Origin of the sequence: Pseudomonas sp. FP2335, assembly GCF_030687535.1 — a bacterium.
GTDB lineage: Bacteria > Pseudomonadota > Gammaproteobacteria > Pseudomonadales > Pseudomonadaceae > Aquipseudomonas.
On the sequence record NZ_CP117437.1, the window covers coordinates 2080565 to 2096937 of the forward strand.

Genomic DNA, 16373 nt, shown 5'->3' on the forward strand with positions numbered 1-16373 from the left:
ACTTAATCCCATAACAGAATTTGCAGGTTCGGCTTGACCGTCACGGTCAGGCCGTTGGTGCCGCTTACCGGGGTTTGCGTGCCGCGTAGCGGGTCGTACAGGGTCGCACTGGTCAGCCCGGGCAAGTGCGCGTTGCCGCCCTCGGCCGCCCAGAAGAACCATAGCTTGTGGCCGTCGGCGCGGGTCCAGCCGATGCTGAACAGGCCGTCGGGCAATTGGTCGGCGGCCGGTGGGTCGGCTGGGCTCAGGCTGGGGCCGCTGACATCCAGGAAATACTTCAGCGCGGTGTAGACCGGCTTGGGGTTGGCGTCGATGTCGAGCAAGCCGTAGAACCTGTCGCGCACGCTGGCGCGTTGGTCCAGGTCGCTGAGGGTGAACAGAAAGATCCTGTCGAAATCCATCGCGCTCATCAGCGCCACGCGCCGCACCACGTAATCGGCCTGTTGTTGCGGGGTGATCAGGTCTTGCGCGTCTTTCGGCCCCGGGTAGGTCGACCAGCCCCACTCGGTGCTCCACAGCGCCTGCACGCCGCCGTTGCGCAGGGCCTGGTTGAGCGCGCTGGTCTTGGCAATCAAATCCAGGTTGGACGGGTCGTTGCCTTCGGGCAACTGGGTGTAGGGGTGATAGGACACCACCGTGTTCAGGCTGGCCACGCCGAGGGCGCCGAGGGCGTTGAACATGGTCTGGCCGTTGGGCATTTCGCTGAAAAACGCCATGCCGGCGGCCACCACGGGTTTCGCCGGATTCACCCCGCGCAAGGCGCTCGCCGTGGCGGTCAACAGGCTGGCATAACCCGCCGGGTCGGCCGCCGGCCGCCAGAAGCCGAGCAGGTTGGGCTCGTTCCACACCTGCCAGGCGTCAACGCTGGGGTAGCGCTGGGACAGCAGCGCCATGCGTGTGGCGAACATGTTCGGATCGGCCGGCGGGTACTGGTCCTGATACGGCGCGCCAGCGGGCGCAGTGGTGGCGAAAGGGGCCGAACCGACCAGGTAGAACAGCGACTTGAGCTGGTTGTCTTGCAGCTTGCCGACCAACTGATCGAGGGTCGCGATCTGGTACTGGTTTTCCACGGGTTCCAGTTGATCCCAGTGCAGATCCAGGCGCACCCATTGCAGGCCCAGGGCCTTGAGGCGGTCGATCTGCAACTGGTAGCGCGCGGGGCTGAACCACAGGAACTGCGCGTTCACCCCCAGGAAATCCTTCCACACCACCTCCTTGCTGCCCTTGAGCACATGGTTCTCGGCGTCGGCTGGGCGCCCCCACATAAACGCGCCGAGGCCAAGGGCGGCGATCAACGCAAGGCTCGCCAGGTAGGTGTATCTACGTGCCATACGGGGCCCCCGCAATCGCCTGTTCAAACAGCTGCTTGAAGCGCTGCGCGGTCAGCGGCCACAGGCGTTCGCGGCCGATTTCCCCGGCACGTTCGGCCCAGTCCCGGACCAACGACGGCGTGCGTGCCAGGCGCAGCAATTGCGCGGTGAGGGCCGCGACGTCACCTTGTGGATAGATCGCGCCGTTGCCGCTGGCGACCTCTTCGGCAAACGCCCGCGCATCCGAGGTGATCGCCCCGCGCCCGCACGCGGCGGCCCAGGACAGGGCGCCACTGGTGCCGCGTTGGCGCCCGAGCAAGCCGAGTTTTTTCGATTCGCGATACGGCAACACCATCACATGGTGCGCCTGGATCGTCTGCGCAATCTCGGCCGCCGGCAGGTTCAGCCGCCAGTCGAGGGTGTCGGTGAGGCCCAGTGCGGCGATCTGGCTGTTCAACTGCTCCAGGTAATTACCGCCTGCGCCGAACGCCATCTCAGCGGCGGTGCCACCGGCCAGGGTCAGGCGCACGCGGCCGCGTAATTCGGGGGCTTGTTTGAACATGTCGGCCAGGGCTTGCAGCAGGTCTTCAATGCCTTTGCCGCGGTAGATAAAGCCGAAGTACAGCAGGTGCAGGGTGTCCAACGCCGGCAGCGGCGCGGGTGGGGTCGCCAGGTTGGCGTGGTTGATCACCGCGACTTTGCCGGGTGGCAATTGCATGCGCTGGGTCAGGCAATCGGCGCCGAGGCGGGTGAGGGTGATCAGGCGGGTCAGGCCTCTGGCGACTTGGCGTTCTTCGCGCAAGGTCAGTGGGTCGGCCAGCACCACCGCTGCTTGCGGCAACGGGCTGGGCAGGCGTTCCAGCAGGTTCAGCGGGAAGGGCAGCCGCTCGCGCCGCCAGACGATACGCTCGGGGTCATGCACCGTGGCGGTCAACGGTAGGGTCGGATGAGCCTTGCGCAATTCGCGCAGGGCCAGGAACTCGCCGAGCCGCCCGCCGCCCAATTCGGCGTGGACCAGGTCGACGCTCTGCCAATTGAACGCGGCGATGGCCTGCTGGATCGCCTGGGTACTTCCCTGCGCGCCGCTCAACGGTGTCGCCACCGTCACGCCCAACTGCTCCAGCGCCGTCTTGAAATGGTTCGCATAGTCGGCGATGCCGTTTTTTTCCGGCGGCAAAGGAGCCAGCAGGGCAATGCGCATCAGAACGCCCCCCGGTACTTGGCGATGGTTCGCAGGACCTTGGCCGGTACTTCGAATTTACGCCGGTTGATGATGATGCCATCGACCTTGCCGAACGCGGTGTTGAGGATCGACAACGCGTGCTCCACCACCGGCACCGTGCTTTTATGCGCTTCCACCACCAGTGCGATCAGGTCGGCGCGGCGCAGGGTGACAAACGCGTCGCGGTTATCCAGCAGGCCCGAGGCATCCAGCAGCACCACTTCGCCAGGCTCCGCCGGGGCGAGGCCGCCGACCCGTACGTTCACGCCGTTTTCCAGCAGCAGATGGCGCAGTTGCTCGACCACAAAGGTCACGCCTTCGCCGTGCCGCGCCGAGGTCAGCCCCAGGGTCAGGCCGTTCTGCGCAATGCGATCGGGTTTGAGCTGGCTGTACAGCCGGTAGATGCTGGCGTGGAATGCGTTGGTACTTTGCACAGTGCTGGTATCCAGCTCCGGCAAGGTGGTCCACAGCCGCAGGCCGAACTTGCGCTCCACCAGGCCGCCATCGTGGATACGCTGGTCAAGCAGGTAGCACAGGTAGATCACCAGCAGGCCGACGACGATGGCAAACGGAACCGCCAACACCAGCATCACCAGGGTTTTGGGGAAGATTCGCCCAGGGTTCAGAGTGGCTTCTTCGATCACCGCGATGTTGCTGATCTGGCTGTTGTCCAGCTCTCGGTCGATGCGCGATTTTTCCAGGTTGTCCACGTACAGCGCGTAGTTGCGCTCGGTGGCGTTCAGCTCGCGGGACAGGCGCGCCAGCTCCGGTTCAACCTCCAGGGCTTGGGTGCGTTGCGTCTCCAGGTTCAGCAATTGCTTCTGCTGTTGCACCAGCTGCGTGCGCAGTGCTTTGTTGTTGCTGGTTTCATCCAGCAGCACGCGCTGCAAGTGGATTTCCAAGGTGTTCGGCGCGCGGTTTTCCGAGGCTTGCACCGTGTTGCTTTCGCTGGCGACCTGGACCCGCATCGCCTGGATCGAGGCGTCCAGGGCTTTGACCGGCGGCGCGTTGTCGGTGTAGGTGCGCATCATGTCGGCCTTCTCCAGCAGCTTCTGGTTGAGCAGGCGACGCAAGTCCTGCTGCTGCGGGTTCAGGGCGATCTGGCGAACGGTGGTGACTTCCTTGGGCTGGCTCTTGAGCTGGGTGCGCGTGCTCTCGATGGCGCTGTCGGAAGAGGCGATCAAGCGCGTGGTGTTGAAGGTCTCGCCGCGCAATACGTTGATGCGCTCGGACAAGTCTTCAAGGCGGTCGGTGATGCTCGCCGCACCGATCTCGTTGAGGTGCTTGAGGATCTGCTCCTTGTAGCTCTTGATCTCGCTGGCGCTGTTACTCACCTGGCCTTCGTAGAACACGTAGAGGCTCTTGCGGCCCAAGGCCTCGGTGCGTTCGTTGATGTAGGTTTCGACCCAGTCCTTGACCACCGCCTGGGCGATCTCCGGATCACCCCAGGTAAAGCTGATGTCCATCACCGTGGAGCCGGCGGCGTGGCTGACATCGAAGCTCTTTTCCAGGCTGGCGGCCAAGCGTTCCACCGGGGTGGTTTTTTCGATGATGCCGATGGTTTCCAGCACCACGCGGATGCCGTCGAACACTGCGCCGATGCCTTTCTTGACGTAGTGCTTGGTGACTTTCAAGAAGCCTTCCGGCGGCGGCGCGTTATCGATCACTTCCAGGTAGTGCTCGGCGACTGCGCGCACGATGGGCCGCCCGGTGAGCAGGCGCTCTTCGTCGACAATCGGGTCGCGCTGGGTGCTGGGCATCACCAGCGCCTGACGGTTGCTGATCTCGATCGGCAAGGTTGAATCGCGCCCCGGCTTGACCAGCAGACGCGCGGTGGATTCGTACTTGGCCGGCAACAGGAACGCGCCGAGCAGGATGATCACCAGCGCGGCAATCGCCGCCAGCTTGAACTCGCGACGGAAGATGAAGAACAGGCGCAGAAGATCACGAAAAGAACGGATCTCGATCATGGGATGTCGCTCCTTTAGTTATTGCCGCCGCTGGTTCGGGTGTAGTTGTAGCCAACCCCGATCGACTTGGTGAACGGGATCAGTTGGTTCATGTAGGTATCCACCCCTTGGATGCGCTCGCCCACGTTGGATTTGGGCACGAACACCACATCACCGCGTTGCAGGTGCACGGGTTTGCGCCCGTTGGGGCCGGTGTTGAGCAACTGGCTGAAGTCCAGGAAGTACGCGCGATAGGCGCCCTGGGCGTCTTCGCGCAGCAACGCGACCATGCTCGCATTGCCCGCCGGGCTGACCCCGCCGGCGCCGAGGATGGCCTGTTCGAGGGTGTTGGCCGTGGCGATCTGCACCGCCGTCGGGTTGTTCACCGCACCGCCGACGATCACCGAGTTGCCCGGTGCCTGGTTGATGTTCACCGTCACCCGTGGCTCGCGATAGGTCTGCGCGAGCTTGCCGGTCAGTTCGGTGGCGAGTTCCGAAGGCTGGCGCCCGGCGACATGGATCGGCCCCAGGAACGGGTAGTTGATCTTGCCGTCGGTCTGCACCGTGTACAGCGTCAGCTCATAGATGGTGCTGACGTTGAACGCCGACAGCGTCGGCATCTCGCCGGCATCGCGGACGATGCGCAACTGATCGCCGACGCGGATGCGCTCCACCGCCGGCGGTAATTGCGCAAGCTGTTCGAGGGCGCGTTTGCCGTCCTCGACCGCCTTGCTGTCTGGCGCGACGATGCGTGCCGGTGTATTGCAGGCGGCCAGGGCCAGCATGGCCAGGGCGAGCACGGTTCGTTTCATCACGGGGGACTTCCTCTGGGTCATGCTGCTCACCTCCAATAACCGGGAAACATGCTGATGCGCCGCTTGAGGGCGAGGGGCAGACGGCGTTCCAGGTGGCCCAGGCGGTAGCCGAGCAACTTGAAGGCGCTGCGCACCAGAACTTCGGGGACGCGGTGCAAGGCGCCTGCCTTGCGCAACGCGGCAAGCTCGGCGAGCACGTAGCGCTTGCCTTCGCCCCCGGCGTCGCCAAAGGCTTGCTTGATCCATGGCTCGCGGCCGTAGAACACACCAATGTCGAAGTAGCGATGAAACTCATCCATGAGTTTGTAATCGTGGGAGTGATGCACCAGCGCCGTGGCGGCGTAGCGCACCTTGTAGCCGTCGAGCAGCATGCGGGCGGCGACGAAGGCGTCTTCGCTGCCGATCACGTCCCTGGGAAAACCACCCACCGCCTCCAGCGCACTGCGCCGGTACACGGAAAACGAGTCGGAGCTGAAGCAGGTCTTGATCCCCAACTCCGGCGCATCGGCCAGGCTTTTGCTGCGGCTCTGCGCGGGGTAGTTGAAGTGCCGTGACTGTGCGCCCAGCACCCCGGCGTCGGGGTGTGGCAACTGGCGACCGTAGGCCACGCCGTTGAGCGGGTCTTGTTGCAGCTCGTCGAGCAGGTTGGCGAAGGTTTCAGGGGCGGCGGGGATGGCGTCCTGGGTCATCATGATCAAGGCGTCGCCGTCCACTTGCGCGCTGGCCCAGCGCCGCGTGCCGCCGTGGTTGAAGTCGCGGGCGTCGATCACTTCGACCCGTGCGCCGAACGCACGAAAGCGTGCCACGGTGTCATCGCTGGAGGCGCTGTCCACCACCAGCATCTCGTCCGGTTGCAGGGTTTGCATGGCCAGCGCCGGCAGCAGCCGCGTCAGGTGGCTGGAGGCGTTGCGGGTCGGGATGATCAGTGACGTGCGCATATCATTTTTTCACCTCGGCCGGTGCGCGCCCGTAGATGTCGTCGAAACGCACGATGTCGTCCTCGCCCAGGTACTCGCCGCTCTGCACCTCGATCATCACCAGGTCGATGATGCCGGGGTTGGTCAGTCGGTGTTTGTGCCCGGCAGGGATGTAGGTGGACTCGTTGGCGTTGATCAGGAATTCACGCTCGCCATTGGTGATCTGCGCCGCGCCGCTGACCACCACCCAGTGTTCGCTGCGGTGGTGGTGCATCTGCAACGACAGCGACGCCTGGGGCTTGACCACGATGCGCTTGATCTTGAAGCGGCTGCTTTCCTCCAGCACGGTGTAGGTGCCCCACGGCCGGGTGACGGTGCGGTGCAGGCTGTATGCCGGATGGTTCTGGCGCTTGAGCTCGGCGACGATGTAGCGCACGTCCTGGCTGCGGTGGGCGTCGGCGATCAGCAACGCATCGGGGGTGTCGACGATGATCAGGTCACGCACGCCGACCGCGCCGAGCACGCGCTTGGGCGAGTCGATGTAGCAGTTATGCACGTCGTGCAAGATCGCTTCGCCATTGACCTGGTTGCCATGGGCATCGCTGGGGGTGAGCTGGCGCAGGGCTTCCCACGAGCCGATGTCGCTCCAGCCGATGTCGCAGGGCACCACCGCGACTTTGCGGGATTTCTCCATCAGGGCCACGTCGATGGAAATGTCCGGCGCGCTGCCGAATGCCTGTGCCTCCAGTTCGCGTTGGCGCGAGGTTTTGTTTTGCAGGCTCTGGCTGTGTTCCAGCGCAGCGCTGGCGGCGCTGAGCACGTCCGGCGCGTGGGTGCTGAGTTCGTCCACCAGGGTGCTGGCCTTGAAGCAGAACATGCCGGCGTTCCACAGGTGCTTGCCGCCGTCGAGGTAGCCTTGGGCGGTGGCCAGGTCGGGCTTTTCGACGAAGCGCTTGACCCGGAAGCCGGTGTCCAGCGCGTCGCCTTGTTCGATGTAGCCGAAGCCGGTTTCCGGGTGGTCGGGCTGGATGCCGAAGGTCACCAGGTAGCCGGCTTCGGCCAGGTCGCGGGCCTGGGTCACGGCAGCGGCAAACGCCACTTCGTTGAGGATCAAGTGGTCGGCGGGCATTACCAGCAACTGCGCGGCATCGCCAAAATGCTCCTGCACATGCAGCGCCGCCACCGCGATGGCCGCAGCCGTATTGCGCCCGAACGGCTCAAGCAACAGGTCCAGGGGCAGGTGGGCCTTGTTCACCCCACGGTAGTCGTCGAGGGTGCGAAACAGCAGGTCGCGGTTGGTCACCGTCAATACGCTTTCCACGCCGGGCAGTTTGGCGGCGCGCTGGAAGGTCTTTTGCAACAGGCTCTGGCCGTCACGCATGCGCATGAAGGGCTTGGGCATGTTCTGCCGCGACACTGGCCACAGCCGCGTACCCGAACCACCGGAAATGATGCAGGGGATTAATCCGTTGAGGGCATTCATCAATAGACTTCCTTGGTGGAAAGAACGGCCGGGACCGTCATGAAGACGATGTACAGGTCAAACCACACCGACCATTTGGAGATGTACTCCAGGTCATATTCGACACGTTTCTGGATCTTGAAGAGGGTATCGGTTTCACCCCGGTAGCCGTTGATCTGCGCCCAGCCGGTGATCCCCGGCTTGACCCGGTGGCGTGAACTGTATTCGCTCACCGCCACTTCGAACGGCACCCCGGCGGCTTTGGTGGCGGTGGCGTGGGGACGCGGGCCGACCATCGACATGTTGCCCAGCAGCACGTTGAACAGCTGCGGCAGCTCGTCGATGCTGGTCTTGCGGATGATCCGGCCGACGCGCGTGATGCGCGGGTCTTCGCGGGTGGTCTGGCGTTCGGCGGTGAAGTCGCTCTGGTCGGTGAACATCGAGCGGAACTTGAACACGCGGATCTCGTTGTCGTTATAGCCATAGCGGTTCTGGCGGAACAGCACCGGGCCCTTGGAGTCGAGCTTGATTGCAATCGCCGTCGCGACCATCACCGGCGACAGGCACACCAGCGCCAGGCTGGCCAGCAGCAGGTCTTCCAGGCGCTTGATGACAGGCGACCAGCCGCGCAGTGGCAACTGCGAGGTGTTGAACATCAGGATGCCGCCCACGTCGGTAATCTTGCTGTGCCCGTAGCGCAGGGCGGCCATGTCCGGCACCAGCATCACGTTCACCGACATCTGCCGCAGGCGGTTGACCAGCCCGTGGATACGCTGCTCGGCGGCCCACGGCAGGCAGATCATGACTTGGTTGACCTGCTCGGCACGGATCAGGTTTTCCAGGTCACGGGTGTTGCCCAGCAAAGGCAGGTTGCTCAGCTCCTTGGGGATGCGCTCGGTGCGGTCGTCGATAAAACCGATCAGGCCAGATCGGATGTCGCCGTTGCGTTGCAGGTGGTCGGCGACGTGCACGGCAGTGTCGGTAAAGCCCAGGATCACCGTGCGTTGCAGGTATTTGCCCTTGCGCATCAGGTTGCGATACAGGCGCAGCATCATCAGGCGTTCCAGGCAGAACAGGCCCAGGCTGATGATGTACCACGCCAGCAGATTGCGTGGGGTCAATTGGGGGAACATCTGCAGGATCTGGTACATGAACAGCAGGATGCAGAACGCGGCCGACCAGGCTTTGATCTTGGTTTTCAGGCGCAGGCGGTTGCTGAACAATTCTTCGGAATAGATGCCCAGGGCCTGGAACAGGATGATCGTCAGGACCGCGAAAAATACCAGCAGGCCGATGAAGTGTGGGCGCAATTGGGGGTCCATCGGGTCGAGGAACAGCACCAGGACCAACGGCGGAAGGATGGCACTCAGGCCATGGATGAATTTGACGAAAACAACAAAAAATTCAACAAAACCTGCACGTGTTAAAAACAAACTGTCGACGCGCGACTTCTTTCGCATAAAACATCCCTCATTGCACTCCAGACTTCCTGCTCGGTTGTTGGATCAATAAGGCAGCATGCTGCTTATAGAGCCAAGTCGAACGACGGCTACTCTGGGTAATACGCAACTGTTCAATTCAAACAGCACTATCCGTTTGAATGGAACTTGCAGGGTCGTAATTAAAGGAGTGTTTCCTTGGTAAGCCTTGTCAACGAATTGACGATGGTGCGGATTGGCTTTTTAGGCGGTCTTAATGGTTTTTTTAGCGGCATTTTGTTGACAGTCCTTGTCCGTGCACTCGGTTTGGGTGTGTGATTTTGAGTGTAGGAACAAATGCAGGAATTTTCCTGCCAGCCGGTAAAACCTTTTTCGAACAGACGTAGGAAGGGGGGGCAATAAGGGAGGGGCAGGGCACGTTAAGTGCCCGGCCACCGGGACTTTCGCGGAATCAGAAGTTACCTTTCAAACTAACGGTGAAATTACGTGGTTCACCGTAGAAGTTGCCCCAGGAGGCGGTACCGACGGTGTTGTAATAAGTTTTATCAAATAGGTTCTTGCCGTTGAGTGCCACGGTCCAGGTGTCATCGATGCGGTACGCCACGCGGGCGTCCCAAGTCGCGTAACCGGCCTGCTCCAGCTTGATAGTCTGCATGCGGTAGTTGCTGCTCTGGGCGTTGACGCCGCTGCCCACGCTCCATTTCGACAGCGCGCCGTCGAGCTGGTAGTCACCCCAGACCCGCAGCATATGCCTGGGCACGTAGGTGTTGGATGAGCCGCCTTCGAGGGCGCTGTCGATGTTTTTCAGGGACTTGGTCTGGGTGTAGGTGTAACCGCCAGATACCTGCAAGCGCTCGAGCAATTCACCGCTGACTTCGGCCTCCACGCCCTGGGCACGCACCCTGGCGGTGTCGGTGTAGCAAAAGCCATCGGCAGAGGTTGCACAGAAGCTGGCGTAATCGGTTTCGGCGCCGTTTTTCTCGATGGCGCGGAACAGTGCCAGGGAACTGTTGAGGCGGCCGTCGAACCATTCGCCCTTGATGCCCAGCTCATAGTTATCGCCGATCTTCGGCTTGAGCGCGGCGCCATCGGCGGTGGCATAGGCGCTTTGCGGCTGGAAGATGTCGGCGTAGCTGGCGTACACCGACAGGTGCTCGTTGAGGTCATAGATCAGCGCGGCGAACGGCGTGACTTCGCCGGTTTCCCTGGAGCGCGCATCCTGCAGCGACCACTCGCCCCAGCCCAGGCTGTAGGACTGGCGACGGTTGTCGTACCAGCTCACGCGGCTGCCGGCAATGAACATCAACGGTTCGGCCAGGCGCAGGCGCAAGGTCGCGTAGGCGCCGTATTGGGTGGCGGTTTCCTTGATCGTGCTGCCGCGGTACATGTTCGGCCAGAAGGTGTTGTCGGCCGGCTCCGGCAAGTGGTGGTTGGGCGTGTAGATGCCCTGGCGCGTGGGCAGGTTCTGGATCGCGTACACATCGTCCTGGGTACCACGGCTGCCGTTGGCGCCGAGGATCAGTTCGTGTTCCAGGCCGAACGCTTCGAACTTGCCGTCCAGGTAGGCGTCGAGGCCGTAGTCGCGGTGATCGTAGTCCATCAACGCGGCGTAGGAGAGGGCAGTGGGCGCTGGGTCGCCGTAGTTGATGGTGCCTTCGCTGGCAGCGTACTTGGTGTCTTGCAGGTTGCGACTGTGCACGGCCGCGACCTTGAGTTTCCAGTCATCGTTGAGCGCGTGGGTGAGGTCGACAAAGTACGTGGCGCGCCGGCTTTGCCAGTCGTTCCAGGATTGGCCCAGGCACGTCGAACGGCTGAGGTTGGCGCTCTTGCCGTCGGCGTAGCGCGGCAGGCCGCCCCAGCATGGCGTGGCGTCGACATCTTCATAGCTGGCGCCGATGCCCAGGGTGGTGTCGGGGCTGAGGTCAACGTCGAGTGCGCCGTAGAATGCCTGGTCCTTGCGCTTGGCAATGTCCATGTAGGAACCGCGATCCTGCTGGCTGATCGCTGCGCGGCCACGCACGGTGCCGCTGTCATTGAGCGGGCCACCGGCGTCGACGTCGGCGCGATAGTTGTCCCACGTGCCGGCGGACAGCGACAGGCTGGTAGTGGGCTTGGCCTGGGGCCGCTTGCGTACGAAGTTCACCGCGCCGCTGGCGGTGCCGGCGCCCTTGAGCATGCCGGCGGCACCTTTGAGCACTTCCACGCGGTCATAAATCGCCATGTTGGCGCTGAAACTGTCGGCCTGGGCGTAGTCCTTGCCCATGTCCAGCGGTACGCCGTCGTACTGGTACTGGCCGAGCATCTTGAAACCACGGGAATAGAAATACTTGCCGCCCATGGGCGATTCGTAGCTGGTGATGCCGGGTGTGCGTTCCATCACGTCGTCGATGGTGGTGACGTTCTGGTCGTCCATCAGTTGGCGGGTCATCACGCTGACCGACTGTGGTGTTTCCCGCAGGCTGTGTTGGCCTTTGCCGATGGTCACCGCGCCGGTGGTGTAGGAACCGGTGCCCTCGGTGGTGGCGCCCAGGCGGTCGCCCGTGATCGTGGTTGCACCCAGGTTCAGCGCGCCGCTGTCGGCCACTTGCGGCAATAGCAGCCAGGTGCTGTTGCCCTGGCGCTGGGCTTGCAGGCCCTGGCCACTGAGCAATTGGCCGAGCGCCTGCTCGCGGTCGAAACGGCCACTCAGGCCCGGGCTGGTCTTGCCGGCGACGCCTGTCGCGTCATACGACAGGCTGATACCGCCCTGGCGGGCGAACTGGTCAAGGGCGTGGGCCAGGGGGCCGGCGGCGATGTTCCAGTCCTGGGCCTGGTTGTCACTGGCCGGCGTATCGGCCAGCACGGCCAGGGGCAGGGCGCCGCCGCTCAGGCAGACGCCGAGCAAGGCGGCCTGCACTGCGCGCTTGAGAGGGGAACGGGGGGAGGGGAACGCTTGCATGACCGCGGGATGCTCCTGAAGGAAGTGAAAAGTACTGGCCTGTTGATCGGCCTTTCCTTACAGGTCGAGCGGCAATGGGAATTCACCTCATTTATTTTTTCGGACGATTAAACCCGGGGCGTTACCGTCACCCAATAGCGGCTGCGGTAGGTGACATCGACGTTGAGTGATTGCGCGACCAGCGCCAGCACTTGATCGGTATCGCTCAACTGATAAGTCCCTGACACCCGCAGTCCGGCCACCGCTTCGCTGCAACGCAGCAGCCCGTGGCGGTAGCGGGCCAGCTCGCTGAGGAAGGCGTCGAGGCGCATGTTGTGGGCGCTGATCACGCCGTCGCTCCAGGCCCACGGGTCGAGGCCGTTGGCGATGGGTGTGCGGATGCCTGTGCGGTCGATCAACACCGACGCGCCGGGCTGGATCACCTGCCGGGCGCTGGGGTCATGGCGGTCGGCAAATATCGCCACCGTGCCCTGTTGCACCGCAAGAGAGGTGCCTTGGGCCTCTTCGCGAACCAGCAAGCGCGAGCCTTCGACGCGCAAATCGCCGTGGCGGGTCAGCACCCAGAAGGGGCGGGTATCGACACTGGGATTCACCAGTATCTCGCCCTGGCGCAGTTGGACCTTGCGTCGCTCTGGGGTGAGCGTCGCATCAATCGCCGTGGCGCTGTTGAGTTGCAGCTTGCTGCCATCGCTCAGCGCGACCCAGCGCCGCTCGCCGGTGGCGGTGCGGTAGTCGGCCATCATCGCTGGCAGTGGTGTGTAGTCGCGACCGAACCAGCTCAAGCCGGCCGCACCGGCCACCAGGCCCAGCAGCTTGAGGCTTTCGCGGCGGCTGATGCGTTGCCGCGCACCGCTGAGGGTGCGGCGCCCGACCTGGGCGGGCAGATGGTTGAAGTCGTCATTCATCGTCGCGACCCGGTGCCACACCCGCTGGTGTTCGGGGCTGCTGTGCAGCCAGCGTTCAAACGCGGCGGTGCTGGCGTCGTCGGCGACGTTGAAGCGCAGGGTGATCATCCATTGGATGGCCTGGTCTACCAGGCGCTGGTCAGCGTTCGGCATAACGTAACCGATAGCAGGCGTGCAGCGCCTTGGACAGGTCGCGTTCCACGGTGGCCTTGGATACGTCCAGGCGTTGGGCGATCTGCGCGCAGGTCAGGCCGTCCAGTTGCGCGAGCAGGAAGGCTTCGCGTACGCGGGGTTTAAGTTGATCAAGCAAGCGATCGATGCGTTCCAGGCTGTCGAGGATCAACAGGCGGGTTTCTTCCGACGGCACCTCGACCTGTGGGAAATGCGCGAGGCTTTCGAGGTAGGCACGTTCCAGCTCGCGGCGGCGGTACCCGTCGATCATCAGGCTGCGGGCGATGCTGCTCAGGTACGCACGCGGTTGCAGCAAGGTTTGCTGCTTGCGCGCGTTGAGCAGGCGCACAAAGGTTTCTTGCGCCAGGTCGGCGGCATGCTCGCGGCAGCCGGTGCGCCGCTTCAACCAGCCGTTCAGCCAGGAATGATGCGCCTGGTAAAGCTGGCCGATGGCGGCAGGGTCCAGTGGGTGATCGCTCGACATGGGCATCCCGGCGCAACAGTCTTAATTGATAATGTTTCGCATTCTAGACGTTGGCTATGGCAATGAGCAATCACCGCTGGGCAATGTATCCAGCACAATTTTTTGTCGGCATGCGGTAGGCGGATTAGTCTGCAGGCTTTTCCCGGTGGAGGGCTTGAGCATGATCGACCTGGCGACCCTGGCGGTTTTTTGCGGTGCGGTGTTGTTGTTGCTGTTATCGCCGGGGCCGAACATGGCGTTTGTCATCAGCCACGGCGTGACCCACGGCTGGCGCGGTGGCATGGCCTCGGCCCTGGGCATCGGTGTGGCCGACCTGCTGCTGACCGCGTTGACCGCCACCGGGGTGACGGCGGTGGTGGCCAGTTGGCCGCCGTCCTTTGACCTGATCCGCTATGCCGGGGTGGTATACCTGCTGTGGCTGGTGTTCAAGACCTTGCAGAAAAGCCCGGGGCTGGAGGCGGCCCCGGCCAACCGCGTACCCCTGGGACGGGTGTTTCTGCAAGCGATGTTCAACAGTTTGCTCAATCCCAAGGCGTTGCTGTTTTTTGTGGTGTTCTTGCCGCAGTTCGTCCGGCCCGAAGCAGGCTCGATTGCCGTGCAGTTGATGCTGCTGGGCGGCGTGTTGACGTTGATCGCTGCAGTGTTTCACGGCTTGCTGGGGGCGTTTGGCGGGGTGTTGAGCCGGTTCTTTGCCAAACGCTCGAAAAGCGCCTGGCTGCAGAAATGGGGACTGGCGACGGTGCTCACGCTGCTGGCCGTGCGCCTGGCAGTGATGTCGCGCCCCACCTGACTCGCCCCTGTAGTGAGCGGGCTTGCCCCGCGCTGGGTGGCGAAGCCGCCCCAAAACCAGACACCTCGGTCTTCCTGAAACACCGAGCAGCCGGGGTTTAGGGCGGCTTCGCCCCCCAGCGCGGGCAAGTTGGTGGGATCAAGGGAGAGTCAGCCGAGTCGTGCGGCGGCGCGTGCGACGATTTCGCCGCGCACCCGGCGCGATTGCGCCGTGCGTTTGTGTGCTTCTTCCAGCACATGCCGGGGCGCGGTGTCCGGGCTGCCTGAGTGGTAGGGCGGCGCCGGCGCGTATTCGATCTGCAACTGCACCAGTTGCGCCGCCGCTTCGCTGTACAACTCCGCCGCCAATGTCAGCGCAAAGTCGATGCCGGCGGTGATGCCGCCACCCGTCAGCAGGTTGCCGTCACGCACCACACGATCCTGCACCGGGATCGCGCCGAGCGGGGCGAGCATGTCGTGGTAGGCCCAGTGGGTGGTGGCCTTGCGCCCGCGCAGCAGGCCCGCCGCGCCGAGCACCAGCGCGCCGGTACACACCGAGGTCACGTAGCGCGCGGTCTGCGCCTGGGTGCTGAGGAAGTCCAGGGTCTGTGGGTCTTCCATCAACGCGCCCACCCCGGAACCGCCGGGCACGCAGATCACATCCAGCGTTGGGCAATCGGCGTAGGTCACGGTCGGGGTGAACACCAGGCCGGTGCTGGAGGTGACCGGCGCGAGGTCTTTCCACACCAGGTGCAACTTCACGTCTGGCAGCGAACCGAGAACGTCATAGGGGCCGGTCAGGTCCAGTTGCTGGATGCCGGGGAACAACACAAAGCCGATTTGCAAGGTCATGGACAGCGCTCCGAGAAAGGGGTGGACGACTCCACTCTAGGGGCCTAGGCTTTGGCGGATACGCCATTCAGCCCACAGATCACGCCAATCATGCCTCGAATCGTCCATGTCCTCGCTTTTGACAACGCCCAGGTGCTCGACGTGACCGGGCCGTTGCAGGTGTTCGCTTCCACCAATGACTTGGCGCGCCAGCGCGGTCTGCCGTTGCCCTACGCGGTTTCGGTAGTCGCTGCGCAGGCGGACCCGGTGATGACCTCCGCTGGCCTGGCGCTGGTGGCCGAGCCGTTGCCGGCCATCGACGCGCCGTGCGACACCCTGGTGATCGCCGGTGGCTGGGGCGTCTACGGCGCCGCCGAAGACCCGGCGCTAGTGGACTGGGTGCGCGAAAAAGCCAGGCATACGCGGCGCATGACCTCGGTGTGCACCGGCGCGTTTTTGCTGGCCGCCAGCGGCATGCTCGATGGCTGCCGCGTGGCCACCCACTGGACGCGTTGCGAAGAACTGGCGCGCAAATTTCCTTCGTTGACGGTGGAGTCCAACCCGATCTTCATCCGCCAGGGCGCGGTGTGGACCTCCGCCGGCGTCACCGCCGGCATCGACCTGTGCCTGGCGCTGGTTGAAGAAGACCTGGGCCGCGAAGTAGCCCTGGAAGTGGCACGCCACTTGGTGGTGTTCCTCAAGCGCCCGGGCGGGCAATCGCAATTCAGTGTGACCCTGTCCCTGCAAAAGGCCGACAGCCGCTTCACCGAACTCCACGCCTGGATGGCGGAAAACCTCACCCTCGACCTGAACATCCCGACCCTCGCCGCCCAGGCTGGCATGAGCGAACGCAGCTTTGTGCGCCACTACCGCAACGAAACCGGCCAGACCCCGGCGCGCGCCGTGGAACTGATCCGCGTTGAAACCGCACGCAGGCAGTTGGCCGACAGCACGGCATCAATCAAACGCATCGCCGTGCAATGTGGTTTTGGCAGTGAAGAAACCCTGCGCCGCAGTTTTCTGCGCGTCTTGTCGGTGACGCCCCAGGCCTACCGCGAGCGGTTTTCGCCGAGCAATTCCAGCAGTCACCCCGTCGTCTGCACCGCACAGCGCCCATAGCAACTGGCACGGCTCACCAGATCAGGTCGTTTGATTGCGAGCT

The 16373-nt window shown here is 63.6% G+C and carries 13 protein-coding genes; 2 read left to right on the plus strand and 11 right to left on the minus strand.

The features are described 5' to 3' along the window. Positions 1-2: 2 nt before the first annotated feature. The 10 genes from PSH81_RS09395 to PSH81_RS09440 form a co-directional block, all read right to left on the minus strand. On the minus strand, positions 3-1331 hold the full coding sequence (locus tag PSH81_RS09395; protein ID WP_305392368.1) for a cellulase family glycosylhydrolase: 1329 nt from the start codon (positions 1329-1331) through the stop codon (positions 3-5). After that, on the minus strand, positions 1321-2511 hold the full coding sequence (locus PSH81_RS09400) for a glycosyltransferase (protein WP_226456169.1): 1191 nt from the start codon (positions 2509-2511) through the stop codon (positions 1321-1323). Before PSH81_RS09400 ends, PSH81_RS09395 begins: the two co-directional genes overlap by 11 nt. After that, entirely contained in the window at positions 2511-4502 is a 1992-nt protein-coding gene (locus PSH81_RS09405; protein ID WP_226456168.1) for an exopolysaccharide transport family protein, read from the minus strand. The genes PSH81_RS09400 and PSH81_RS09405 overlap by 1 nt, the downstream gene beginning before the upstream one ends. A gap of 14 nt (positions 4503-4516) precedes the next feature. Continuing rightward, on the minus strand, positions 4517-5293 hold the full coding sequence (locus PSH81_RS09410) for a polysaccharide biosynthesis/export family protein (RefSeq protein WP_192300422.1): 777 nt from the start codon (positions 5291-5293) through the stop codon (positions 4517-4519). Positions 5294-5322: 29 nt separating this feature from the next. After that, complete coding sequence (locus PSH81_RS09415) at positions 5323-6234, minus strand: glycosyltransferase family 2 protein (protein WP_305392369.1); 912 nt, start codon at positions 6232-6234, stop codon at positions 5323-5325. 1 nt (position 6235) lies between these two features. Further along, the gene (locus tag PSH81_RS09420) at positions 6236-7696 is read right to left on the minus strand and encodes a mannose-1-phosphate guanylyltransferase/mannose-6-phosphate isomerase (RefSeq protein ID WP_192300305.1); all 1461 of its coding nucleotides are present in this window, start codon (positions 7694-7696) and stop codon (positions 6236-6238) included. Then, the gene (locus tag PSH81_RS09425) at positions 7696-9135 is read right to left on the minus strand and encodes an undecaprenyl-phosphate glucose phosphotransferase (RefSeq protein WP_305392370.1); all 1440 of its coding nucleotides are present in this window, start codon (positions 9133-9135) and stop codon (positions 7696-7698) included. Before PSH81_RS09425 ends, PSH81_RS09420 begins: the two co-directional genes overlap by 1 nt. Positions 9136-9565: 430 nt before the next feature. After that, complete coding sequence (locus tag PSH81_RS09430) at positions 9566-12052, minus strand: TonB-dependent receptor (RefSeq protein ID WP_226456166.1); 2487 nt, start codon at positions 12050-12052, stop codon at positions 9566-9568. Between the two features lie 107 nt (positions 12053-12159). Continuing rightward, entirely contained in the window at positions 12160-13110 is a 951-nt protein-coding gene (locus PSH81_RS09435; protein ID WP_305392371.1) for a FecR domain-containing protein, read from the minus strand. Beyond that, entirely contained in the window at positions 13097-13612 is a 516-nt protein-coding gene (locus PSH81_RS09440) for a sigma-70 family RNA polymerase sigma factor (RefSeq protein ID WP_192300309.1), read from the minus strand. The genes PSH81_RS09435 and PSH81_RS09440 overlap by 14 nt, the downstream gene beginning before the upstream one ends. 160 nt (positions 13613-13772) lie before the next feature. Here PSH81_RS09440 and PSH81_RS09445 point away from each other — a divergent pair, with 160 nt between their 5' ends. Further along, positions 13773-14402, plus strand: coding sequence for a LysE family translocator (locus PSH81_RS09445; RefSeq protein WP_305392372.1), 630 nt, complete (start codon positions 13773-13775; stop codon positions 14400-14402). A 149-nt stretch (positions 14403-14551) separates the two neighbouring features. Here the strand turns inward: PSH81_RS09445 and inhA are convergent, their stop codons facing one another. Further along, positions 14552-15232: an isonitrile hydratase gene (gene inhA, locus PSH81_RS09450; RefSeq protein ID WP_192300311.1), complete on the minus strand. Its 681-nt coding sequence runs from the start codon at positions 15230-15232 to the stop codon at positions 14552-14554. A gap of 90 nt (positions 15233-15322) precedes the next feature. On the opposite strand from inhA, the gene PSH81_RS09455 reads away from it, so the two are divergent. After that, positions 15323-16330 carry a GlxA family transcriptional regulator gene (locus PSH81_RS09455; RefSeq protein ID WP_226456163.1) on the plus strand — a complete coding sequence of 336 codons (1008 nt, stop codon included), beginning with the start codon at positions 15323-15325 and terminating at the stop codon, positions 16328-16330. The last annotated feature ends 43 nt before the right edge of the window (positions 16331-16373 follow it).